We start from the raw sequence: 22,874 nt of genomic DNA, 5'->3' as shown, positions 1-22,874 counted from the left end.
TCCAGAAACTACTTTCATCAATGGAAAGTATTTTCTGGGCTTGGTGAACACGCCAACCAGGAGGACCACCCCCCCATGGACACCAGGAACAGCACCCAGGGCCGCAGCTACGGAGCGCAGTACGCTTGGACCGACTTCGCCGCGGGAATCGCCTGCATGGCGGTCCTGGTCGCCTGCGGGCTGCTCAAGGACAGCGCCGGAATGGTCGCCATGGGCTCCTCGATGGGGGCCATGCTCGGCGCGGCGCGGGCATCAACGAGCGCCGCCGGCCGAAGGAAGGCCCGGGCGCAGGCATAGGCGCCTCCCGGGCCGCGGGAGCCACCGGCCGCAACGGGCGGCTCCGGGCCGCTTCGCAACACGTGCCGCAGCAGTTGCCGCAACGGCGGTCCCTTGTAGAACTCCTACAAAGAAATCACGACCTACTCCCGACACAGGGGGTTTTGGGGGTGCACATCCCACAAACGCAGGTAGGCTCCACAAGAGCATATTTAAGGAGATAACCCCTGCCATGAGTCAGTTGACGAAGGTTCTCATCGCCAATCGCGGAGAAATCGCCGTACGCATCATCCGCGCCGCCCGCGATGAGGGGATTGGATCGGTTGCCGTGTACGCCGAACCGGACCGCGATGCCTTGCATTCCCGCCTGGCCGACGAGGCCTACTCCCTGGGCGGTTCCACCGCCGCGGAGTCCTACCTGGACATCACCAAGATCCTCGAGGTCGCCAAGCGCTCCGGCGCGGACTCGGTGCACCCGGGCTACGGATTCCTGGCGGAGAACGCCATCTTCGCCCAGGCCGTCATCGACGCAGGGCTGACCTGGATCGGCCCGCCTCCGTCGGCCATCGACCAGCTCGGCGACAAGGTCCGGGCCCGCCACCTGGCCGAAAAGGTCGGCGCACCGCTGGTGCCCGGGACCAAGGACCCGGTCGCATCCACCGACGAGGTGCTGGCCTTCGCCGATGAGCACGGGCTGCCGCTGGCCATCAAGGCCGCCTACGGCGGCGGCGGGCGCGGCATCAAGGTCGTGCGCAACCGCGAGGAGATCGCGGAGTCCTACGACTCGGCGGTCCGCGAGGCGGTTGCCGCCTTCGGGCGCGGCGAGTGCTTCGTCGAACGCTTCCTGGATGCCCCGCGCCACGTGGAGACCCAGTGCCTGGCCGATGCGCACGGCAACGTCGTGGTGGTTTCCACCCGCGACTGCTCGCTGCAGCGCCGCAACCAGAAGCTCGTCGAGGAGGCCCCCGCGCCGTTCCTCACCGACGAGCAGAACGCCCGCCTCTACGAGGCGTCCAAGGCCATCATGCGCGAGGCCGGCTACGTGGGAGCGGGCACCTGCGAGTTCCTCGTGGGCCAGGACGGGGTCATCTCCTTCCTGGAGGTCAACACCCGCCTGCAGGTCGAGCACACCATCTCCGAGGAAGTCACCGGCATCGATCTGGTGTGCGAGCAGTTCCGGCTGGCCCGCGGCGAGGAGCTGGGCTACACCGACCCCGAGGTGCGCGGGCACTCCTTCGAGTTCCGCATCAACGGCGAGGACGCCGGGCGCGGCTTCATGCCGGCGCCGGGCACCATCACCACCATGAACCTGCCCACCGGGCCGGGCGTGCGCATCGACTCGGGCGTCGAGGCCGGGGAAACCGTCTCGGGGAACTTCGACTCGATGATCGCCAAGCTCATCGTCACCGGCGCCACCCGCGCCCAGGCCGCCGCCCGCGCCCGCCGCGCACTGGACGAGTTCCGCATCGAGGGCATGCCCACGGTGCTGCCCTTCCACCGCGCAGTGATGGCCGATCCGGCGTTCACCCCGGAGTCGGGCCCGTTCTCCATCCACACCCGCTGGATCGAGACCGAGTTCTCCAACGAGATCCCCGCCTGGGACCCCGCCACCGCCGGCACCCCCGGTGAGGACGAGGGCCGCAACGCCATCACCGTCGAGGTCGGCGGCAAGCGCCTGGAGGTCGTGCTGCCCGCGTCCCTGGGCACCGTGTCCTCCTCGTCCAACGGCAAGACGCGGAAGAAGAAGCGCTCCTCGCGTTCCACCGCCGCCGCCGGCAGCTCCGGGGCGGACCTGGTCTCCCCCATGCAGGGCACCATCGTCAAGGTGGCCGTGGCCGACGGTGACACCGTCTCCGAGGGAGATTTGATCGTGGTCCTGGAGGCCATGAAGATGGAACAGCCGCTGACCGCGCACTGCGACGGCGTGGTCTCCGGGCTCAGCGCCGTTCCGGGCGACACCGTCTCGGCAGGGGCCGTGCTGGCCTCCATCGGCGACTGACCACGCCCGCACACCGCACCGAACGGGGCGGCCCGGTCTTCCATGCGAAGGCCGGGCCGCCCCGTTGCGTTGCCCGGCCACCCCCTTGTTGGGCCGGCGCGGTGGCGCCGGGTTCCCGCCGGGCATCCGAGCGGGCCTTCGCCCACGGAACGGGTGACGGGCCCTAGGCTGGTGGCCATGACGGCAGAAATGAAGGCGGCGGGCGCACCGGACCCGCGCACCGACCCGCCACCGTGCGCCAGCGAGCGCGAGACGCTGCTGGCGTTCCTGGACTACCAGCGCCGCACCCTGGAGCTCAAGTGCGCGGGGCTCACCGCGACGGCGCTGGGCACCCGCGCGGTGCTGCCCTCCGGGTTGTCCCTACTGGGCCTGGTGCGGCACCTGGGCGATGTGGAACGATTCTGGGTCCGCACGTGCCTGGCCGGCGACCCGGCGCCGCCGCTGTACTGGGGCCCGGACGGAAACGACACCGACTTCGACTTCCCGGAGCCCGATGACCGGATGGTGGAGCTGCCCCTCGCCGCCTGGAAGGCCGAGACGGCCTTCGCCGATGCCGCACTGGGCTCGGAGCCGCTGGAGCGTGCGGTGGAGGCCGGGCACCACGGGATGGTGTCTGTGCGCTGGATCCTGGTGCACCTCATCGAGGAGTACTCCCGGCACAACGGACACGCGGACCTGCTGCGCGAATGCCTCGACGGGACCGTGGGCGAGTAGCCCCGGCGTCAACGCACGCTGCCCGCCCTCCGTGGGGAGGGCGGGCAGCGTCGGCAGTTGTCGCTAGGAGACGTTGTTCTCGTAGTCGACGTCCTTGGTGTCCTTGGTCAGGAACAGGGCGACGAGCGTGAGCACCGCGCCGAGCGCCAGGTAGGCGCCGACCCAGACGGTGTTGCCGCCGCCGAACTGCCACAGCGCGATGGCCACGAACGAGGCCGGTGCCGCGCCGATGACCGAGGACATGTTGTAGGCGATGGCCGAGCCGGTGTAGCGCACGTTCGACGGGAACAGCTCGGGCAGGTAGGCGGCCATCGGGCCGAACGTCGCACCCATCAGCGTGAAGCCGACGACCAGGCCGACCATGGCCGCGCCCTTGCCGGGGCCGAACATCAGGGTCCAGGCCAGGCCGAAGACGAGGATGCCGCCGGTCACGTACATCAGGAACTTGCGGCGGCCGAACTTCTCGGCCAGCGGCCCGGAGACCATGGTGAAGATGCCGAAGAAGACCACGCCGATGATCAGCATCGTGAGGAACTCGGGGCGGGCGATGCCCAGGCCCGGGGCAAAGGCGGCCTCGGCAGCGGCGTCGAAGACCTTGCCCTTGGCCTCGGCCGCGGCGCGGGCGGCCTCGACGGTGGCAGGGGCGGTGCCGTAGGTCAGCGTGAAGGCGGTCATCAGGTAGAAGAGCACGTAGGTGGCCAGCATGATGAAGGTGCCGGCGAGCACCGGGCGCCAGTGGTACTTCATGGTGGTCTTGAACGGGGACTTGGCGACCTTCTTCTGGTCAACGACCTTCGTGAAGGCCACGGACTCGACCAGCTTCAGGCGGACCCACAGGCCCACGGCCACCATCACGGCCGAGAGGATGAACGGCACGCGCCAGCCCCAGGACATGAACTGCTCCGGGGTCAGGCCCAGCTGCAGGCCCACGAACATCAGGTTGGCGATGATGAAGCCGATCGGCGCGCCCAGCTGCGGGAACGTGCCGTAGATGGCGCGCTTGTTGGCCGGGGCGTTCTCGGTGGCCAGCAACGCGGCACCGGACCATTCCCCGCCGAGGGCCAGGCCCTGGGCGAAGCGCAGCAGCACCAGCATCAGCGGCGCCAGCACCACGAAGTTTCCCTGCGCCGGGGGCAGGAAGCCGATCAGGAAGGTGGCGATGCCCATCAGCAGCAGCGAGGCCACCAGGGTGCCCTTGCGGCCGATCTTGTCGCCGAAGTGCCCGAAGAGCACCGAGCCCACCGGGCGGGCCACGAAGGCCACGCCGAAGATCGCGAACGAGGACAGGATCGCGTTGACGTTCGAGGCGTTCGGGAAGAACAGCGTCGGGAAAACCAGCACCGATGCGGTCGCATAGGCGTAGAAGTCGAAAAATTCAATGGTGGTGCCGATGAGGCTGGCAAACAACACGCGTCCGCGTGTGTTTTCCTTCGGTGCGACGACCGCGGTCTTGTTGGACATGGGCTCGTGATTCTCTTGGTGGGTTCCTGCAAGTTACTAGGAGTCAAGTTTAGGCTGGACGTCCACCCTTCGGACAGTCCTTCCACTATTTGGACAAGTGTACTGTGGGTCTCACCCGTTCCGAGCCCCCAGCATGCCACGGGGGGCGGCCCCGAACCCGGGCTTAAAGGGAACGAACCGCCGCAACGGGCCCCAAGGTTGGCGCACATTGCGGCGGTTCGGCCACGGTTCCGGCGTACCGGCGGAAGGTCCCTAGAGGTGGACGTGGAGGCGGCGGGCCGCCTCGGAGATGGAGCCCGAAAGCGAGGGGTAGACCGAGAAGGTCTCGGCAATGTCATCGACGTGCAGCTTGTTGTGCACCGCCAACGCGATCGGGAAGATCAGCTCGGAGGCGCGCGGGGCGACCACCACGCCGCCGATGACGGTTCCGGAGCCGCGGCGCGCAATGATCTTCACGAAGCCCTGGGTCACGTTCATCATCTTGGCCCGGGCATTGGTCGCCAGGTCCAGCTTGATGATGTCGGCCTGGTACTTGCCCTCGTCGACCATCCGCTCGGTGACGCCGACGGTGGCGATTTCCGGGGAGGTGAAGATGTTGGAGGAAACCTCGTTGAGCTTCAGCGGCTTGACCGAGTCGCCCAGGAGGTGCGCCATGGCAATGCGGCCCTGCATCGCGGAGACCGAGGCCAGCGCGAACACCCCGGTGCAGTCGCCCGCGGCGTAGACGTTGGTGGCGGTGGTGCGCGACACGCCGTCGACCTGGATGTGGCCGGACTCGGAGAGCTTGATGCCGGCCTCCTCCAGCCCGATGCCGGCGGTGTTGGGGATCGAGCCGACGGCCACCAGGCAGTGGCTGCCCACGATGACCTGGCCGTCGCCCAGGGTGACCCTGACGGTGTCGCCGTCGCGTTCCACGGCTTCGGCGCGGGACTTGGCCACGACGTTGACGCCGTTGAGCTTGAAGGCCTCCTCGAGGACCTCGGCGGCGTCGGCATCCTCGCCGGGAAGCACGCGGTCGCGCGAGGAGACCAGGGTGACCTTGGTGCCCAAGAGGTTGTAGGCCGAGGCGAATTCTGCACCGGTGACACCGGAACCGACGACGATCAGGTGCTCGGGGATTTCCTTGAGGTTGTAGACCTGGGTCCAGTTGAAGATGCGTTCCCCGTCAGGAATCGCGGTGGGCAGCTCGCGCGGGTGGGCGCCAACGGAAACCAGCAGCGCGTCGGCCTCGATGGTCTCGGTGCTGCCGTCGGCACGGGAGACCTCGACCCGGGAGGCGTCGAGCAGCTTGCCCTCGCCGATGACCACGCGCACCCCGACGCGCTCCAGGCCCACGTGGATGTCCGAGGACTGCTCGCGGGCCAGCTCCAGCAGGCGGGCGTTCATGACCGAGAGGTCGGCCACGGCTACGGCATTGGCATCCCCGAGCTGGACGCCGAATTCGCGTGCCCCGACCACCCGGCGCATGGCGTCGGCCGTGGCCACGAGGGTCTTGGACGGGACGACGTCGGTCAGCACGGCCGAGCCTCCCATCCCCGCCCGTTCGACGATGGTGACCTGGGCGCCGAGTTGGGCGCCAACCATCGCGGCCTCGTAGCCACCGGGGCCACCGCCGAGAATTACAAGCCTGGGGGAATTGAAATCGCGTTGTGCACTCACGATCCCCCATTCTTCCCTACCGCGCGGTTAAGTGCACAACGCACACGCTGGGGCACGGACGGCAATCGGCCGCGCACGGGGCGGGCCGGCGGCACCGGGCCCCTCCCACCTGACAAGGCGGGGTTCCGCCGGTAGGTTTAACCCCGTGATCAACAACGAATCCGCCCCCTTTGACCTGGCCAACGCCGCCGCCGCCAAGATCGCCGAACTCACCGGCGTCCCGACCCACGACATTGCCCTGGTGCTCGGTTCCGGCTGGGGCGAGGCGGCGAACCTGGTCGGCGAAACCACCCACCGCATCGATGCCACCGAGCTTCCCGGCTTCCATGCAGCCGCGGTGCCCGGGCACGTGGGCACGATCTCCTCGGTGCTCACCGCCGGCGGCAAGCGCGTGCTGGTGCTCGGCGCGCGCACCCACTTCTACGAGGGCAAGGGCGTGCGCGCGGTGGTCCACGGGGTGCGCACCGCCGCCGCGGCGGGCGCCAAGACCCTGGTGCTGACCAACGGCTGCGGCGGGCTGAACCCCGCATGGACCCCGGGCACCCCGGTGCTGATCTCCGACCACCTCAACCTCACCGGCACCTCCCCGCTGGAGGGTGCGACGTTCGTGGACTTGACCGACCTGTATTCCCCGCGCATCCGGGACCTGGCCCGGCAGGTGGACCCGTCCCTGGACGAGGGCGTGTACGCGCAGTTCACCGGACCGCACTACGAGACCCCCGCCGAGGTGCGCTACGCCAAGGTGATCGGCGCCGACCTGGTGGGCATGTCCACCGCCTTGGAGGCCATCGCCGCACGCCACGCGGGCATGGAGGTCTTCGGGATCTCGCTGGTCACCAACCTGGCCGCCGGCATCTCCGCCACCGCGCTGAGCCACGAAGAGGTCATCGAGGCAGGCCAATCCGCCGGCCCGCGGATCTCCGCGCTTCTGGCCGACATCGTCGCCAAGCTCTAGCCGCCACCAAGCACCACGCACCCCGAACCCGCCGCACAAAGGAAACCAACCACATGAGCAGCCCCGCACCGGACACCGCCTTGCTGGATCGCGCCGCCGCCTGGGCCCGCCAGGATCCCGACGCGGCCACCGCCGCGCAGCTCAGGGCCCTGTGCGCGAAGGTTGCCGCCGGGGACCGGGACGCACACGCCGAGCTGGCGGACCGCTTCGCGGGGAACCTGGCCTTCGGCACCGCGGGGCTGCGCGCTGAACTCGGTGCCGGGCCGAACCGGATGAACTCGATGGTGGTGCGCCGCACGGCCGCCGGCATCGGACGCGTCCTGCTCGCTGCGGCCGACGGCGCCTACGTGCCGCGCGCGGTCATCGGCTACGACGCGCGGCACAACTCGGACGCCTTTGCCCGCGAGTCCGCCGCGGTGCTCACCGCCGCCGGGATCCAGGTGCAGCTGCTGCCCGCCGCCCTGCCCACCCCGGTGCTGGCCTGGGCCGTGCGCGAGCTGGGCACCGAAGCCGGGATCATGGTCACCGCCAGCCACAACCCGCCGGCGGACAACGGCTACAAGGTCTACCTCGGCGGGCGCGCCGAAACCGGATGGGGCCAGGGCGCGCAGATCGTCGCTCCCGTCGATGCGCAGATCGCCGCACGGATCAACCACGACGAGCCCATGGCGGAGATCGCGCTGGCCGCCGACGGCTGGGAGGTGCTGCCCGGCGCCGGGGAGCCCGGGGACGTGGAGGGCGCCTACCTGGATGCCATCGCCTCGGTGGTGCCCCGGGCCGGCGGCACGGGAAACGACGCGCTGGCGGCGGCGCGGGAAAGCCTGCGGATCGTGCTGACCCCGATGCACGGGGTCGGCGGGCACACCATGGCCCAGGCCCTGGGCCAGGCGGGATTCTCGCGGGTGCGCCTGGTGGCCGAGCAGGCCGAGCCGGACCCGGATTTCCCCACCGTCGCCTTCCCGAACCCGGAGGAGCCCGGCGCCCTGGACCTGGCTCTCGCGCTGGCCGGGGCCACCGACGCCGACCTGGTCATCGCCAACGACCCCGATGCGGACCGCTGCGCCGCGGCGGTGAAGTTCGAGGGCACCGGCTGGCGGATGCTGCGCGGGGACGAGCTCGGCTGGCTGCTGGGCGACCGCGCCGCCGCGAACGCCGCGCCGGGCACGGTGCTGGCCAACTCCATCGTCTCCTCGCGCATGCTCGCCTCCATCGCCGCGGCCCATTCCCTGGCGCACGAGAACACGTTGACCGGGTTCAAGTGGATTTCCCGCGTGCCGCACCTGGCCTTCGGCTACGAGGAGGCGCTGGGCTATTGCGTGGCCCCGGCCCTGGTGCGCGACAAAGACGGGCTCTCCGCGGCGCTGCTGCTGGCCGACTACGCCGCCGAGCTCAAGGCCGCCGGATCCTCGCTGCCCGAGGTGCTCGATGCCCTGGCGCTGGCCCACGGGCTGCACACCACCGACCAGCTCTCGGTGCGCGTGGCGGACCTGGGGCTGCTGGACGGCATGATGGCCGCGTTGCGCTCGGCCCCGCCGGCCACCCTGGGCGGGGAAGAGGTCACCGGGTTCGAGGACCTGTCGCTGGGGGCGAACCTGCCGCCGACCGACGGGCTGCTCTTTGCCACCGCGGCCAACACCCGGGTGATCGTGCGCCCCTCGGGAACCGAGCCCAAGCTCAAGTGCTACCTTGAAACCATCACCCCCGTAGCCGGCCCCGCCGGGCTTCCGGCGGCCCGTGCCGCGGCCACCGGGGCGCTGGGGCGCATCAAGCAGGAACTTGCGGACCTGCTCCGCCGGTGACCCGCTCCCCCACACCCCGACTTTCCTTCATCTCGACCAGGAGCCTGATACACACGCCATGAGCACCAACGACACCAATATCGCCTCGTACATCGACCACACGATCCTGAACGCCGATGCCACCGGCGCCGACATCGAACGCATCTGCGCCGAGGCCGCCAAGTACAAGTTCAAGTCCGTGTGCGTGAACCCGATCTGGGTTTCCACCGTGAGCGCCGCACTTGCCGGTTCCGGGGTGCTGACCTGCTCGGTGATCGGCTTCCCGTTCGGCGCGACCCCCACCGCGTCCAAGGTCTTCGAGGCCCGCGGGGCCATCGCCGACGGTGCCAACGAGATCGACATGGTCATCAACGTCGCCGCGGCCAAGGCCGGGGACGAGGAGGCACTGGTGGCCGACATTTCCGCCATTGCCGACGCCGTGCACGAGGGCGGGGCGATCCTGAAGGTCATCATCGAAACCTCGATGCTGACCGACGATGAAAAGATCCTGGCCTGCCGCGCCTCGGTGCGTGCGGGAGCCGACTTCGTGAAGACCTCCACTGGCTTTGGCGGCGGCGGCGCCACGCTCAAGGACGTGGCGTTGATGCGCGCAACCGTCGGCCCGGACCTGGGCGTCAAGGCCTCCGGCGGGGTCCGCTCGCTGGAAACCGCCCGTGCCATGATCGATGCCGGGGCCACGCGTCTTGGTTCCAGCTCCGGAGTTGCTATTGTGGAGGGTGAACAAGGCGCCGAGGGCTACTGACCACCCACCCTCGAACGCGCATTGAAACCAGACCATTTTAGGAGAATCGCTGTGTACTCGAACGGCAAGAACGTAGCCCACTCGGGCCAGGGCCGCTTGGCCGGAAACCTCATCGCCTTCGCGGTGTTCTTCATCCTGTTCCTTGGCTGCCTCTACTCGCTGTCGTTCTGGACGCTGGAAAACGCCTGGATCCCGGGCATCTCCTGCTTCGTGCTGGCCATCCTGGCCTTCGGCATCCCGCAGCACATTCTGGGCATGTCGGACAAGAACCCGTCGAAGACCGCTTCGCAGCGGGACTAGTCTCCCGCACGGTTTTCTCCGAAGGAGGCCGGAGCGCCACGCAGCATCCAGACCCGCGCGCCAGCAGGTGCACGGTCGTTGGTGTTGGTGGCGCCCCGGCCTCCTTTTTGCATGCGCCGCGCCAGTGCTGCCCGCGGGACCGGAATCGGGTGTCCCGGCAGCGTGAAGCTTCACCGCCGAAATTCTACAATTCGTAGAAAATCACTGGTGGGCGAGGGTATGATGAACCCAACGGGACCCTTGGGCCCCGTTGGACCAGCCTTCCCCGATTGAGGAAATGAGCGTTTCACCATGGAAAAAACTGACCGCAGCAAGATCGTTGTCGGCATTGACGGTTCGGCGCAATCGATTTCCGCGCTGCGCTATGCTGCGTCCCTGGCCGCATCCCTGGGCCACGACCTGGTGGCCTTCTCCTCGTGGCTGCCGCGCATCGCGCTGGAGGACTACACCCCGGAGTGGGCGCCGGAGCAGGACGCCCGCGACGCACTGGACAAGTCCATCACCGAGGCCTTCGGCGAGAACGTCCCGGCCAACCTGGAACGCGAGGTCACCATGGGCCCGGCGGCCCCCAACCTGATCGAGGCCTCCAAGGACGCGGCCATGCTGGTGCTGGGCACACGCGGCCGCGGCGGCTTCAAGGGCCTGGTCATGGGCTCGGTGTCCAGCTCGCTGGCCGCCCACGCCAAGTGCCCGGTGCTGATCCACCACGGCGAAACAGCCACCGCCTAGGAACCGCCCCGCGGACCCGACAGGCACCGATGCCGGGCCGGCCGCCCCCACCAGGGGCAGGCCCGCCCGGCATCGGCGTGTCCGGCACTAATCAGGCCTTGGCGCGCGGTGCCTCGACCTCGAAGATGTTGGAGAGCACGGACGAGACCCACTCCAGGATCTGCTCGTCCACCAGGTCCCTGCCGCCGATCGCCGAGGTTTTCGGCTTCGGGATGGTGATGGCGTTCAGCGCCGGCTTGTCGGCGGCGCCCTTGTACATCCGCGCCAGGCGCAGCTGGCGCGAGTCGGGCAGGTTCGCGATGGCCGCCGGGGCGAACTTGATGGCGTTGCCCATCATCGCCACGTCGGTCAGGCCCAGGGCCCGGGCGCGGATGCGGATCCGGGCGACCTCCAACAGGTTCACCACCGGGGCCGGCGGCTGCCCGTACCTGTCCACCAGCTCCGCCAGCACGTCGTCGAGGGCCGCGAAGTCGGTCGCCGCGGCGATCTTGCGGTAGGCCTCCAGGCGCAGCCGCTCACCGGGCACGTAGTCGTGCGGCAGGTGCGCGTTGACCGGCAGCTCGATCTTCATCTCCGCGGTCTTCTCGTCGGACTCCCCCTTGAAGTCGGCAACCGCCTCGCCCACCAGGCGCAGGTACAAGTCGAAGCCGACACCCGCGATGTGCCCGGACTGCTCCCCGCCGAGCAGGTTGCCCGCCCCGCGGATCTCCAGGTCCTTCATGGCCAGCTGGTAGCCCGAGCCGAGCTCGTTGTGCGCCGCCACGGCCTTGAGCCGCTCCAGGGCGACCTCGCCCAGCGGCTTCTCCGCGTTCCACAGGAAGTAGGCATACGCCCGCTCGCGGCCGCGGCCCACGCGCCCGCGCAGCTGGTGCAGCTGGGACAGCCCGTAGTTGTCGGCCCGGTCCACGATCAGCGTGTTGGCGTTGGAGATGTCCAGGCCGGTCTCGATGATGGTGGTGGAGACCAGCACGTCGAACTTCTTCTCCCAGAAATCCTGGATGATCTTCTCCAGCCGGGACTCGCTCATCTTGCCGTGCGCCACCTCCACCCGGGCCTCGGGGACCAGTTCGCGCAGCTCGGCGGCGACCTTGTCGATGGAGGAGACGCGGTTGTGCACGAAGAAGACCTGCCCGTCGCGCATCAGCTCGCGGCGGATGGCCGCGGAGATCTGCTTGTCGGTGCGCGGGCCCACGTAGGTGAGCACCGGGTGGCGCTCCTCCGGCGGGGTGGCCAACGTGGAGGTCTCGCGGATGCCGGTCAGGGACATCTCCAGGGTGCGCGGGATGGGGGTGGCGGACATGGACAGCACATCCACGTTGGTGCGCATCTTCTTGAGCTGTTCCTTGTGCTCGACACCGAAGCGCTGCTCCTCGTCGACCACCACCAGGCCCAGGTCCTTGAACTGCACGGTGTCCGAAAGCAGCCGGTGGGTGCCGATGACCACGTCGACGGTGCCGTTTTTCAGCCCCTCGATGATGTCCTTGGACTCCTTGGCGCTCTGGAAGCGCGAGAGCGTCTTGACCCGCACCGGGAAGCCGGAGTAGCGCTCGGTGAAGGTCTGCTGGTGCTGGGAGGCCAGCAGCGTGGTGGGCACCAGCACGGCGACCTGCTTGGAGTCCTGCACGGCCTTGAACGCGGCGCGCACCGCGATCTCGGTCTTGCCGAAGCCCACGTCCCCGGAGACCAGCCGGTCCATCGGGATCTCGCGCTCCATGTCGGCCTTGACCTCGTTGATGGTGGTCAGCTGGTCGGGGGTCTCCACGTAGGCGAAGGCCTCCTCCAGCTCCGACTGCCAGGGGGTGTCGGCTCCGAAGGCGTGCCCGCGGGACGCCATGCGGGCGGAGTAGAGCCGGATCAAATCCCCGGCGATCTCCTTGACTGCCTTGCGCGCCTTGGACTTGGTGCTTGACCAGTCCGAGCCGCCCATCTTGGACAGGGTCGGGGCCTCCCCGCCGACGTAGCGGGTGACCTGGTCCAGCTGGTCGGTGGGGACAAAGAGCTTGTCCCCCGGTGCCCCGCGTTTGGACGGCGCGTACTCCAGGACCAGGTATTCGCGCTTGGCATCTGCCCCGCCGGCAACCTTTCGGGCGATCAGCTCCACGAACCTGGCGATGCCGTGCTGTTCGTGGACGACGAAGTCGCCCTCGGTGAGGGTCAGCGGGTCCACGGCGTTGCGGCGCTTGGCCGCCAGCCGCTTGGCCCCGCGCGGGGCGTAGGCGCTGGAGCGGCCCAGCAGGTCGGCCTCGGTGAGGAAGCCGAGCTTCAGCGAATCCAGGGCGAACCCGCGCCCGGCCTGGCCGGTGGTGATCTCGATCAGCCCGTGGGTGGGCGCCTCGTCCAGGGAATTGATGCGGTGGGTGGGGATGTCGGCGTCGTGGAAGAGCTCGGCCAGCCGCTGGGCGGGACCGGGGCCGTCGGTGGCCACCACGATCGACCAGTCGTCCTTGATGCGCCCGGAGATGAACTCGAGCATCTCGGCCACATCCCCCTGGTAGCCGCGCGGCTCGCGGGCGTTGATGCGGATCGAGTCGGCCTCGGGCAACAGCTCGGTGTCGGATCCCAGCGAGGTCAGCGACCACCAGGACACCGCGGCGGCCTGCGCATGGGTGCGGGTCGCGGCCAGGGAGGTGAAGTTCCCGGCCTCAAGTTCGTCCACCGCGGCCTGCGCCTGGGCCTGGGACAGGTCAAGGGGTGCCGCCCCGCCGTCGGAGGCCGTGGCCCAGGCGGCGGCCAGGAACTCGGCGTTGGTGGCTTCCAGGTCGTGGGCCCGGGCCCGGACCCGTTCGGGTTCCATGACCACGGCGATCGATTCGGCCGGCAGCACCGACAGCAGCGGGACCATGGCATCGACCAGCAGCGGGGCCAGGGACTCCATGCCCTCCACCGCGACGCCTCCGGCGATCTTGGCGAGCATGTCGCGTGCGGCGGGCATCTGGGTTTGCAGCTTCGCGGCCCGGGACATCACCGCCGGGGTGATCAGCAGCTCGCGGCAGGGCGGGGCCTGGATCGCTGTGGGCGCGTCGCCCTCAAGCGAGCGCTGGTCGGCGATCGAGAAGTAGCGCATGGCCTCGATCTCGTCCCCGAAGAAGTCGATGCGCACCGGGTGGTTGGAGGTGGGCGGGAAGACATCGAGGATGCCGCCGCGCACGGCGAATTCGCCGCGGTGCGTGACCATGTCCACCCGGGCGTAGGCGGCGTCGGCCAGGGCCCGGACGACGGCGGAGAACTCGTATTCGTCCCCCACCGCAAGCTCCACGGGTTCCAGCTTGCCCAGGCCCGCGACCAGTGGCTGGATGACGGCGCGGATCGGGGCGACGATGACCTGCAGGGAAGGATCCCGGGTTTCCAGCCGGCGCAGCACGTGCAGGCGCCGGCCCACGGTGTCCGAACGCGGGGAGAGCCGCTCGTGGGGCAGGGTTTCCCAGGAGGGGAATTCCGCCACGGCGTCGGCGGGCAGGAACCCGTGCAGCCCGGCCACCAGTTCCTCGGCCTCGCGGCCGGTGGCGGTCACCGCCAGCAGCAGGCCGCCGGCGACCTTGGTGCGCAGGGCCTCGACGGCCTCGGCGGTGATGACCGCGCGCATCCCGGCGGGGGCCGCGATCTCCAGCTCGTTGGCGCGGGCGGCATAGGTCGTGGCCGCATTGGATCTGACGCGGGAAAAGGAAATGTCTTCTCGCAGGGCGGTGCGCAGGCCGTGAAGCGCCATCGAGTGGGGTCCTTTCCGAAGACCGGGTACGCGCACAACACAAGTACCCGAGATCCATGCCGGGTCCCGGGGTGCGCCATTCAAGCGTACCGCCGCGCGCGCCCATGCCCGGTACGCTGGTGGGGTTGCAAGAACATTTGGTTCGGCCAATCTATTTTACGGAGTTTTGCCCCATGGCCCTTAACGCCACCACTGATTTGATCCATGCCCCCGAGGCCGTCATTGCCACGCTGGCAGACCGCGACTTCGCCGAGCACCTGACCGGTTTGGTTGGCGGCACGCTGAAGAGCTTCGAGGTCGCCGGCGACACCGCCGCGGCGTTCACCCTGACCACGGTGCGCACCCTGCCCACCGACCGGGCCCCGGAAATCGCCCGGAAGTTCGTCGGCCAGACCGTCGACGTCACCCAGGTCGAGTCCTGGTCCGCCCCCGCCGCCGACGGCTCGCGCCAGGCCACCTTGAAGGTCACCGTCGGATCGCTGCCGGTCTCGGTCGCCGGCACCGAGTCGCTGAAGGCCACCGATGCGGGCTCCGCACTGGGCGTGGAAGCCACCGTGTCCTCCTCCATCCCGTTCGTGGGCGGCAAGATCGCCTCGGCCGCCGAGCCGTTCATCTCCAAGGCGCTGGCGCTGCAGGGCGCCAAGGTGTCCTCCTGGATCGAACGCGTCTAGGGATCGGGCCAAACCAATCCGCCGATTTCTTCGGTGGGCTGGTGCCCTCCCCGGGACCGGTGCGTGCGTGCCCGTCAAGGCATGTCAGGCACCGGTCCTGTCGTCTTCCACGATTACCCCGGCGATGCAGCCAGCGGCCACGAAGCACCCTGTTCTGAAGGTCATGCGGTTGCCTCGGTGTGCATCGGGACACGTTTAGGCGTTAGTGTAGTTCTTGGTGTGCCGGGAAGTCTGGTCGGCGATAACTTCAGCGTCCCCGAAATGAAACGAAGTAGACCATGAGCCAAACCCCCACACCCACGCCGAAATCCAAGACGGTTTTTGGCCCCGGCAGTTACGCCGAGTCCCTGCGCATCGGGGAGATCCTCCGCAAGGAGACCGTTGGCGGCCTCGTATTGATCATCGGCGCCGTCGTGGCGCTGGTCTGGGCCAACTCCCCCGCATCCGACAGCTACTTCGCCCTGCGCGACTTCACCGTCGGTTTCCAGGCCTTCGGCATCGACCTGAACCTCTCCCTCGGCCACTGGGCCGCAGACGGCCTGCTGGCGGTGTTCTTCTTCCTGGTCGGCTTGGAGCTGAAAAAGGAATTCGTCGCCGGGGACCTGCGCGACATGAAACGTGCCATCGTCCCGGTGACGGCGGCCTTCGGCGGGGTGCTGGTCCCGGCCCTGATCTTTGCCGCCCTGAATGCTTCCACCGGCGGGGAAACCCTGCGCGGCTGGGCCATCCCCACCGCCACCGACATCGCCTTTGCGGTTGCGGTGCTTGCGGTCATCGGGTCGAACCTGCCCTCCCCGCTGCGCATCTTCCTGCTGACGCTCGCGGTGGTCGATGACCTGATTGCCATTGTCATCATCGCCTTCGTCTTCACCGATGACTTGCGCCCGCCGTACCTCCTGATGGCGATCGCGCCCATCGGCCTCTACGCATTCCTCACGCACATGTGGCCGAGGTTCTTTGCCGCGAACCTCTGGGCACCCTGGGTCATCCTGTTGCCGCTGGGCATCGCGAGCTGGGCCCTGGTCTTCGGCTCGGGCATCCACTCGACCATTGCCGGCGTTGTCCTGGGCTTCTGTGTCCCGGTGCTGCGCAAGAACAAGCATGAAATCGACAAGCCGGGCCTGGCCGAGCAATTCGAGCACCGCTTCCGCCCGCTCTCCAGCGGTTTCTGCGTCCCGGTCTTTGCGTTCTTCTCGGCTGGCGTGGCCGTCGGTGGCGCCGAGGGCTTCGCCTCGGCCCTGGGCGACCCGGTGCTCTGGGGCATTGTCTTCGGACTGGTCTTCGGCAAGCCCATTGGCATCCTGGGCGCCACCTGGCTGGTGACCCGGTCGTCGAAGGCCAACCTGGATCCCGACACCAAGTGGGGCGACCTCCTGGGCGTGACGTTCCTGGCCGGAATCGGCTTCACCGTGTCGCTGCTGGTGTCGGAGCTGTCCTTCGGCCTGGCTTCGCCGCACTACGACCATGCCAAGGTCGCGATCCTGACAGGGTCCCTGCTGGCAGCGATCCTCGGCACAATCTGGCTGCGGCCACGCGACCGCCGCTACCGCCAGGTGAACGAACGCGCCGCCAGGGACGAGAACAAAGACGGCATCCCGGATGTTTTCCAGGCTCCGGAGAACAACGCCTAGCCCGACTGCGCACGAACAAGGGCCGGGTTGGCGGGCCACAGGATCTCCTGCGGCCCGCCAACCCGGCCCTTTGCCATACGGGGGCGTGGCTCCTAGCCGTTGGCGGCCAACAGGGCTGCCTCGGCGGCCACCCAGGAGAGCATGGCGCACTTGACCCGGGCGGGGAACTTGGAGACCCCGGCAAAGGCCGCTCCGTCGCCCAGGACTTCCTCGTCACCGGCCCGGGATCCGCGCGAGCGCATGAGCTCGCGGAACTCGTCGAGGATGACCATGAATTCATCCCGTTCAATGCCTTCGGCCATCTCGCTGAGCACCGAGGCCGAGGCCATCGAGATCGAACAGCCGTCCCCCTCCCAGGAAACGTTCTTCACGGTGCTGCCCTCAAGCTGGATGCGCAGGCGGATGTGGTCACCGCACACCGGGTTGTGCTGCATCGATTCGCCGCTGGCCACGCCCTCGGGCGCCTCGACCAACCCGGCACCGTGCCGGGCCTTGGCATGGTCCAGGATGATTTGTTGGTACAGCTGGTCCAGATCGCTCATTTGCCGACTCCGAAGTATCCGCGCACATCGGACACCGCGTTGAGCAGGCGGTCGATGTCGCTGGTGGTGTTGTAAAGGTAGGTGCTGGCACGGGTGCTGGAGACGACGCCCAGCGCGCGGTGCAGCGGTTGGGCACAGTGGTGCCCAACCCGCACGGCCACGCCGCGCGAGTCCAGGAACTGGCCCACGTCGTGCGGGTGCACGCCTTCGACGACGAAGGGCGCGGTACCGATGCGGGCTGCCCCCCGGTCCGGGCCCAGGACGCGCACGCCGGGGATGGCTCCCAGGCCGGTGAGCATGCGCTCGCCCAGCAGTTCCTCCCAGGCGGCGATGCGGTCCATGCCGACCTCCTGCAGGTAGGAAACGGCGGTGGCCAGGGCGTGGGCCTGCGAGATCCGTTGGGTGCCGGCCTCGAAGCGCATCGGGGCGGGCAGGTATTCGGCCTTCTCCATGGTCACCGAGGTGATCATGGAGCCTCCCGTGAGGAAGGGCGGCATGGCGTCCAGCAGCCCGGCGCGGCCGTACAGCCCGCCGATCCCGGTGGGGCCGAGCATCTTGTGCCCGGAGAACGCCATGAAGTCCACGTCGAGCTTCTTGACGTCCACCGGCAGGTGCGGGACCGACTGGCAGCCGTCAAGGACGGTCAGCGCCCCGACGTTGCGGGCCAGTGCCACCAGTGCGGGGACATCGGTCACGGTGCCCAGGACGTTGGAGACATGGGTGAAGGCGAGCACCTTGGTGGCCGGGGTAATGATCTTCCCGGCCAGGTCCATGCGCAAGGCACCGAACTCATCCACGGGAATGTACTTCAGGGTGGCGCCGGTGCGCAGTGCCAATTCCTGCCACGGGATCAGGTTCGCGTGGTGCTCGAGCTCGGTGACGACGATCTCGTCCCCGGCGCCCAGGGCAAAGGCCCGGGCGGCTTCTCCCCCGAGGCCGGCACTGGCGTTGCCGAAGGAATAGGTTATGAGGTTCAGCGCCTCGGTGGCGTTGGAGGTCCAGATGACCTCGTTGTCCTTGGCGCCGATGAAGCCGGCGACATCCGTGCGGGCCTGCTCGAAGACGTCGGTGGCCTCGACGGCCAGCGAGTGGGCCCCGCGGTGGACCGCCGCGTTGAAGTTCTCGTAGAAGTGCTGTTCGGCTTCGTATACGCAACTTGGTTTTTGCGAGGTGGCCCCGGAATCCAGGTATGTCAGCGGAACACCGTTGACGCTGCGCCCCAGGATGGGGAAGTCGGCCCGCAGTCGGGAGACCTCCACGTCATCCAGGTGCCGGGGAAGGGTATCTTGCGTCGTGGGCGAAGCACTGGACACGTTGGGATCCTCCGAAGGTTGTTCCATGCCGGATGTGCCCGCGGGTGCATCCTCGCCCGTCGGGCGGCGGTCTTCGCGGGCCGCATCTTGAATACGGCATCATTTGCTTCGCTAATTCTCCCACGTCCTGGCCCCCAAGGCATATAAGTGGACCCTTACCACTGCACCACGGGCCCGTTCCCGGGCACAAAAAAGAGGTCGGCAGCGGGTGGGGGGGTGGCCCAGTCTCGGAGGCCTCCCGCTGCCGACCCCTCGATTTGGGGCCGAAACGGCACTAGAACAGTGTATGAGTCGCAAGATCGTTGACCAAATCGCAGAAATCACGCAAGATGTTTCACCGAACCATTCACGTTCTTATGGCGCAACATGGAACTTGCGCTGCGCCACTTCCAGCCCGTGGTTCACCAATTCCTCCACGGCGTCCGCCGCCGTGTCGGTCAGGAACGGAAGGTCCTTCTTTTCATCCTTCGAGAAGTCCTTCAACACGTAGTCCGCGGTCTCCATGCGGCCCGGGGGCCGCCCCACGCCCACGCGCACCCGCAGGTAGTCCTTGGTGCCCAGGGCCTTGGAAATGTCGCGCAGCCCGTTGTGCCCACCCTCTCCCCCGCCGAGCTTGAGCTTGACGGTGTCGAAGGGGATGTCGATCTCGTCGTGCACGGCAATGACGTGGGCGGGGTCGATGCCGAAGAACTTCGCCAGGTTGGCCACGGGGCCGCCCGAGAGGTTCATGTAGGTCATCGGCTTTGCCAGGACGAGACGGGGGCCGCCGATTCCCATGCGCCCCTCGAGGATCTGGGCGCGGGAGGCGTGCGTCTTGAACTTCCCCCCGAGTCGGGAGGCCAGTTCGTCGAGGACCATTTGGCCAACATTGTGCCTGTTATGCGCGTAGCCGGGCCCGGGGTTGCCGAGCCCGGCTACAAGCCAGGTTTCTCTAGTCATGCGAGAACCAATATGAGGATGATTACTCGGCGGAAGCTGCCGACGCTGCATCCTCTTCGGACTCGACTGCTGCGGCGTCGATGGTTGCAACGACGACGTCGGCTTCGATGGCCAGTGCGGTGCCCTCCGGGAGGAGCAGGTCCGAGGCGAGGACCTGGGTGCCTGCCGGCAGGCCGGCGATGTTGGCAACAACGTGCTCCGGCAGTGCAACGGCTTCTGCTTCGACGGCGATGACCGGGTGGTCAAGCGACAGGGAGGAACCGGCGGTCAGGTCGCCCTGGATGAGGACGGAAACCTCAACGATGACCTTTTCGCCCTTCTTGACGATCAGCAGGTCAAGGTGGTCGACGGTCTGGCGCAGTGCGTGGCGCTGGATGTCCTTCACCAGGGTGATGGTGTCTTCGCCCTCGACCGAGATGTTCAGCAGGGCGTTGGCGCCACGAACGGCAAGGGTGGTTGCGGCGACCGGGAGCAGGACGCGGACCGGGTCGGTGCCGTGGCCGTAGATGACTGCCGGGATCTTGCCGGCGCGGCGTGCCTGGCGTGCGGCACCCTTACCGAAGTCGGTGCGCAGTTCGCCGTCAAGCTTGATGGTGTTAGCCATGGTGTTCTCCTGTGGAAGATGATTGATTGTTTCCTGCCCCGCTCGGGCCTAGAAGCATCATCATCCGATTCCTGCGAAGGAGAAGGACGCTAAGTGCGTTTCTAGCCTCGTCGATAACGGCCCTCCATTTGCATGGAGTTCCCTCGCCTGGGCACAAGTAAGTATTTTAGCAGGAACCGGGCTTCTGACAGAAATTGGCGGTTGTTCATCGCTCCGGGCCGCAAACGGCCTCGGGCCCCTGCGCCGCTCCGGGAACGGAGCAGCACAGGGGCCCGAGGACAACTTGCCGTCGCGGCAAGGGCAGCTGGTTAGGCGTCGCCGTCAAAGAGGCTGGTGACCGAGCCGTCCTCGAAGACTTCCTTGATGGCGCGGGCCAGCAGGGGTGCGATCGAAAGCACGGTCAGGGTCTCGAATCGCTTGGATTCCGGGATCGGCAGGGTGTTGGTGACCACGACCTCGCGGGCACCGGACTCGGCCAGGCGCTGCGCGGCCGGGTCGGAGAACACCGCGTGCGTGGCGGCAATGATGACGTCCTTGGCACCGGCGTCCTTGAGGACCTTCACGGCGCCGGCGATGGTTCCGCCGGTGTCGATCATGTCGTCGATGAGCACGCAGGTGCGGTCCTTGACCTGGCCCACGACGGTCTTGGAGACCGCCTGGTTCGGGACGGTCAGGTCGCGGGACTTGTGCACGAAGGCCAGCGGGGCGCCGCCGAGGCGCTCGGCCCACTGCTCGGCCACGCGGACGCGACCGGTATCCGGGGAAACCACGGTGACCGGGTCATCGCCGACCACTCCGCGGATGTAGTCCGCGAGCAGCGGGATGGCGAAGAGGTGGTCGACCGGGCCGTCAAAGAAGCCCTGGATCTGCGCGGTGTGCAGGTCAACGCTCATGATGCGGTCCGCGCCGGCAACCTTGAACATGTCGGCGACCAGGCGGGCGGAGATCGGCTCGCGGCCGCGCCCCTTCTTGTCCTGGCGTGCGTAGGGGTAGAACGGGGCCACCACGGTGATGCGCCGGGCCGAGGCACGCTTCATGGAGTCGACCATGATCAGCTGTTCCATGAGCCAGTTGTTCAGCGGGGCCGGGTGTGCCTGGATGACGAAGATTTCCTTGCCACGGACGGATTCGCCGGAGCGGACGTAGATCTCCCCGTTGGCAAAGTCGTAGGCGCTCATCGGGAGCAGCTCGGTGCCCAGCTCCGCGGCCACCTCTTCGGCAAGCTCCGGGTGGGCACGCCCGGAAGCCAGCACCAGCTTCTTATCGACGTTATAGCTTAGTTCGCTCATGGGATCGCTTTCTCACTCAGACGGGGATCGGAAATGATGTGGAGGGTTACTTGACCTGGTCCGCGGACTCGGCGGCTGCGCCGGAATCCAGTGCGGACCTGAATGCGGCCTCCGCGGCGGCGGAACCGGGACGCTTGGTGATCGTCCAGCCCTCCGTGTTGCGTTGCGGGGCCACGGATAGGGCAAGGGCCCCGGCCGGAACGTTCTTGCGGACGATGGCACCGGCACCGGTGTAGGCGCCGTCCCCGATGGTGACCGGGGCGACAAACACGGTGTTGGAGGCGGTGCGCACGTGCGATCCGATGACGGTGCGGTGCTTGTTGACGCCGTCGTAGTTGGCGGTGATGTTGCCGCAACCGATGTTGGTGTATTCACCGATTTCGGCATCCCCGGCGTAGCCCAGGTGCGAGAGCTTGGACCCACGGCCGACCGTGATGTTCTTGGTCTCGTAGAAGGCGCCGATCTTGGCGTCGGGGCCGAGGTTGGTCTTGGGCCGCAGGTAGGCGAAGGGGCCGACCGACGAGCCTTCGGCAATGGACGAGTCGGTGACGTCCGAGCGGACGATCTTGGCTCCGCGGCCGACATGAGTGTTGACCAAGGTGGTGTCGGGGCCGATGACCGCGTCGGTGCCGATCGCGGTGCTGCCGTGGAGCTGGGTCCCGGGCTTGATGGTCACGTCGTTGGACAGGGCCACGTCGACGTCGATCCAGGTGCTGTCCGGATCAATGATACTCACCCCGGCGCGCATCCACTTTTCCAGGATGCGGCGGTTCATTTCCTTGCCGAGCGCGGCGAGCTGCACGCGGTCGTTGGCGCCCTCGACCTGCCAGGCATCCTCGGTCACGACGGCCGCGACCCGTCCCCCGGTGGAGCGGGCAATGCCCAACACGTCGGTCAGGTACATTTCGCCCTGCGCATTGTCGGTGGTGACCTCGGCCAGTGCGGAGCGCAGCACCTGCGCATCGAAGGCGTAGATGCCGGAGTTCACTTCGCGGATGGCGCGTTCGGAATCGCTGGCATCCTTGTGCTCGCGGATGCCGGTGACGGTCCCGTCCTCGGCGCGCAGGATGCGGCCGTACCCGGTGGCATCCTCAAGCAGTGCCGTGAGCACGGTGACGGCGTTGCCCTCGCGGTCGTGGGCGGCAACGAGTTCGCCAAGGAGTTCGGTGGTCAGCAGCGGGACGTCGCCGTAGGTGACCACCACGGTGCCTTCGAGCGCCGGATCCAGCTTCTCGAGGCCCTGCTGCACGGCTCGGCCGGTGCCGGGGATTTCGTCCTGGTCGGCGATGATGACATCGGGCTTGATCTGCAGAAGGTGCTCAACGACGCGTTCGCGCTCAAAGCGGACCACGGCAACGAGCGTTTGGGGCTGGAGTCCCTCTGCCGCGGCCAGCGCGTGCCCCACCATGGAACGGCCACCGAGTTSGTGCAGGATCTTGGGTTTTGCCGATTTCATTCGGGTTCCCGCCCCTGCGGCGAGAACGATGACAGCGGCTGGTGCGTTGGCGTGAACGCTCAAGATTGGTACTCCCTGTACATTGGCTA

19 protein-coding genes are annotated in these 22,874 nt (G+C 68.0%); 10 read left to right on the top strand and 9 right to left on the bottom strand.

What is annotated here, in order from left to right:
- Positions 1–75 precede the first annotated feature (75 nt).
- The 3 genes from BLJ79_RS14745 to BLJ79_RS14735 all read left to right on the top strand — a co-directional run bounded on the left by BLJ79_RS14745 (position 76) and on the right by BLJ79_RS14735 (position 2,989).
- Positions 76–297, top strand: coding sequence for a hypothetical protein (locus tag BLJ79_RS14745; protein WP_071215517.1), 222 nt, complete (start codon positions 76–78; stop codon positions 295–297).
- Between the two features lie 211 nt (positions 298–508).
- Positions 509–2,275: an acetyl/propionyl/methylcrotonyl-CoA carboxylase subunit alpha gene (locus tag BLJ79_RS14740; protein ID WP_071215516.1), complete on the top strand. Its 1,767-nt coding sequence runs from the start codon at positions 509–511 to the stop codon at positions 2,273–2,275.
- A 177-nt stretch (positions 2,276–2,452) separates the two neighbouring features.
- The gene (locus tag BLJ79_RS14735; protein ID WP_217641915.1) at positions 2,453–2,989 is read left to right on the top strand and encodes a DinB family protein; all 537 of its coding nucleotides are present in this window, start codon (positions 2,453–2,455) and stop codon (positions 2,987–2,989) included.
- Between the two features lie 63 nt (positions 2,990–3,052).
- Here BLJ79_RS14735 and BLJ79_RS14730 read toward each other — a convergent pair whose 3' ends face one another.
- The gene (locus BLJ79_RS14730; protein WP_071215515.1) at positions 3,053–4,450 is read right to left on the bottom strand and encodes an MFS transporter; all 1,398 of its coding nucleotides are present in this window, start codon (positions 4,448–4,450) and stop codon (positions 3,053–3,055) included.
- A 252-nt stretch (positions 4,451–4,702) separates the two neighbouring features.
- A complete protein-coding gene (locus tag BLJ79_RS14725; protein WP_071215514.1) occupies positions 4,703–6,109 on the bottom strand; it encodes an NAD(P)H-quinone dehydrogenase in 1,407 nt (468 codons plus the stop codon).
- 145 nt (positions 6,110–6,254) lie between these two features.
- Here BLJ79_RS14725 and BLJ79_RS14720 point away from each other — a divergent pair, with 145 nt between their 5' ends.
- The 5 genes from BLJ79_RS14720 to BLJ79_RS14700 all read left to right on the top strand — a co-directional run bounded on the left by BLJ79_RS14720 (position 6,255) and on the right by BLJ79_RS14700 (position 10,634).
- The gene (locus BLJ79_RS14720; RefSeq protein ID WP_071215513.1) at positions 6,255–7,064 is read left to right on the top strand and encodes a purine-nucleoside phosphorylase; all 810 of its coding nucleotides are present in this window, start codon (positions 6,255–6,257) and stop codon (positions 7,062–7,064) included.
- A 53-nt stretch (positions 7,065–7,117) separates the two neighbouring features.
- Positions 7,118–8,863 (top strand): phospho-sugar mutase, encoded by a 1,746-nt coding sequence (locus tag BLJ79_RS14715; protein WP_071215512.1) that lies wholly within the window; start codon positions 7,118–7,120, stop codon positions 8,861–8,863.
- A 58-nt stretch (positions 8,864–8,921) separates the two neighbouring features.
- Positions 8,922–9,605 carry a deoxyribose-phosphate aldolase gene (gene deoC / locus BLJ79_RS14710; RefSeq protein ID WP_071215511.1) on the top strand — a complete coding sequence of 228 codons (684 nt, stop codon included), beginning with the start codon at positions 8,922–8,924 and terminating at the stop codon, positions 9,603–9,605.
- 51 nt (positions 9,606–9,656) lie between these two features.
- Positions 9,657–9,905: a hypothetical protein gene (locus tag BLJ79_RS14705; RefSeq protein WP_071215510.1), complete on the top strand. Its 249-nt coding sequence runs from the start codon at positions 9,657–9,659 to the stop codon at positions 9,903–9,905.
- A 291-nt stretch (positions 9,906–10,196) separates the two neighbouring features.
- The gene (locus BLJ79_RS14700) at positions 10,197–10,634 is read left to right on the top strand and encodes a universal stress protein (RefSeq protein WP_071215509.1); all 438 of its coding nucleotides are present in this window, start codon (positions 10,197–10,199) and stop codon (positions 10,632–10,634) included.
- Positions 10,635–10,725: 91 nt separating this feature from the next.
- Here the strand turns inward: BLJ79_RS14700 and mfd are convergent, their stop codons facing one another.
- Entirely contained in the window at positions 10,726–14,340 is a 3,615-nt protein-coding gene (gene mfd, locus BLJ79_RS14695; RefSeq protein ID WP_071215508.1) for a transcription-repair coupling factor, read from the bottom strand.
- 173 nt (positions 14,341–14,513) lie between these two features.
- Between mfd and BLJ79_RS14690 the strand changes: the two genes are divergently transcribed.
- Together BLJ79_RS14690 and nhaA are read left to right on the top strand one after the other, a co-directional pair.
- The gene (locus BLJ79_RS14690; protein ID WP_071215507.1) at positions 14,514–15,011 is read left to right on the top strand and encodes a DUF2505 domain-containing protein; all 498 of its coding nucleotides are present in this window, start codon (positions 14,514–14,516) and stop codon (positions 15,009–15,011) included.
- A 278-nt stretch (positions 15,012–15,289) separates the two neighbouring features.
- On the top strand, positions 15,290–16,642 hold the full coding sequence (gene nhaA, locus BLJ79_RS14685; RefSeq protein ID WP_071215506.1) for a Na+/H+ antiporter NhaA: 1,353 nt from the start codon (positions 15,290–15,292) through the stop codon (positions 16,640–16,642).
- 92 nt (positions 16,643–16,734) lie between these two features.
- Here nhaA and sufU read toward each other — a convergent pair whose 3' ends face one another.
- From sufU to glmU, 6 genes are all read right to left on the bottom strand, one after another.
- Complete coding sequence (gene sufU / locus BLJ79_RS14680; RefSeq protein WP_071215505.1) at positions 16,735–17,184, bottom strand: Fe-S cluster assembly sulfur transfer protein SufU; 450 nt, start codon at positions 17,182–17,184, stop codon at positions 16,735–16,737.
- A complete protein-coding gene (locus tag BLJ79_RS14675; RefSeq protein WP_071215504.1) occupies positions 17,181–18,524 on the bottom strand; it encodes a SufS family cysteine desulfurase in 1,344 nt (447 codons plus the stop codon). The genes sufU and BLJ79_RS14675 overlap by 4 nt, the downstream gene beginning before the upstream one ends.
- A gap of 327 nt (positions 18,525–18,851) precedes the next feature.
- Positions 18,852–19,436, bottom strand: a complete 585-nt coding sequence (gene pth / locus BLJ79_RS14670) for an aminoacyl-tRNA hydrolase (protein WP_071215503.1) — start codon at positions 19,434–19,436, stop codon at positions 18,852–18,854.
- 22 nt (positions 19,437–19,458) lie between these two features.
- The gene (locus BLJ79_RS14665) at positions 19,459–20,040 is read right to left on the bottom strand and encodes a 50S ribosomal protein L25/general stress protein Ctc (protein ID WP_071215502.1); all 582 of its coding nucleotides are present in this window, start codon (positions 20,038–20,040) and stop codon (positions 19,459–19,461) included.
- Between the two features lie 308 nt (positions 20,041–20,348).
- Positions 20,349–21,329: a ribose-phosphate diphosphokinase gene (locus tag BLJ79_RS14660; RefSeq protein WP_071215501.1), complete on the bottom strand. Its 981-nt coding sequence runs from the start codon at positions 21,327–21,329 to the stop codon at positions 20,349–20,351.
- Between the two features lie 46 nt (positions 21,330–21,375).
- Entirely contained in the window at positions 21,376–22,848 is a 1,473-nt protein-coding gene (gene glmU / locus BLJ79_RS14655) for a bifunctional UDP-N-acetylglucosamine diphosphorylase/glucosamine-1-phosphate N-acetyltransferase GlmU (protein ID WP_071215500.1), read from the bottom strand.
- Positions 22,849–22,874: the final 26 nt, after the last annotated feature.

It is taken from the genome of Arthrobacter sp. UCD-GKA (genome assembly GCF_001863355.1).
Lineage (GTDB): Bacteria > Actinomycetota > Actinomycetes > Actinomycetales > Micrococcaceae > Paeniglutamicibacter.
This window is presented reverse-complemented; position numbering and strand designations above follow the sequence as displayed.

Bases quoted from the DNA above. Each gene is read 5' to 3' on its own strand.
- BLJ79_RS14700 (WP_071215509.1), top strand. From the start codon at position 10,197: ATGGAAAAAACTGACCGCAGCAAGATCGTTGTCGGCATTGACGGTTCG.
- deoC (WP_071215511.1), top strand. From the start codon at position 8,922: ATGAGCACCAACGACACCAATATCGCCTCGTACATCGACCACACGATC.
- BLJ79_RS14745 (WP_071215517.1), top strand. From the start codon at position 76: ATGGACACCAGGAACAGCACCCAGGGCCGCAGCTACGGAGCGCAGTAC.
- BLJ79_RS14730 (WP_071215515.1), bottom strand. From the start codon at position 4,450: ATGTCCAACAAGACCGCGGTCGTCGCACCGAAGGAAAACACACGCGGA.
- nhaA (WP_071215506.1), top strand. From the start codon at position 15,290: ATGAGCCAAACCCCCACACCCACGCCGAAATCCAAGACGGTTTTTGGC.
- BLJ79_RS14675 (WP_071215504.1), bottom strand. From the start codon at position 18,524: ATGGAACAACCTTCGGAGGATCCCAACGTGTCCAGTGCTTCGCCCACG.
- BLJ79_RS14665 (WP_071215502.1), bottom strand. From the start codon at position 20,040: ATGGCTAACACCATCAAGCTTGACGGCGAACTGCGCACCGACTTCGGT.
- BLJ79_RS14735 (WP_217641915.1), top strand. From the start codon at position 2,453: ATGACGGCAGAAATGAAGGCGGCGGGCGCACCGGACCCGCGCACCGAC.
- sufU (WP_071215505.1), bottom strand. From the start codon at position 17,184: ATGAGCGATCTGGACCAGCTGTACCAACAAATCATCCTGGACCATGCC.
- BLJ79_RS14660 (WP_071215501.1), bottom strand. From the start codon at position 21,329: ATGAGCGAACTAAGCTATAACGTCGATAAGAAGCTGGTGCTGGCTTCC.
- BLJ79_RS14690 (WP_071215507.1), top strand. From the start codon at position 14,514: ATGGCCCTTAACGCCACCACTGATTTGATCCATGCCCCCGAGGCCGTC.
- BLJ79_RS14740 (WP_071215516.1), top strand. From the start codon at position 509: ATGAGTCAGTTGACGAAGGTTCTCATCGCCAATCGCGGAGAAATCGCC.
- BLJ79_RS14715 (WP_071215512.1), top strand. From the start codon at position 7,118: ATGAGCAGCCCCGCACCGGACACCGCCTTGCTGGATCGCGCCGCCGCC.
- pth (WP_071215503.1), bottom strand. From the start codon at position 19,436: ATGACTAGAGAAACCTGGCTTGTAGCCGGGCTCGGCAACCCCGGGCCC.
- mfd (WP_071215508.1), bottom strand. From the start codon at position 14,340: ATGGCGCTTCACGGCCTGCGCACCGCCCTGCGAGAAGACATTTCCTTT.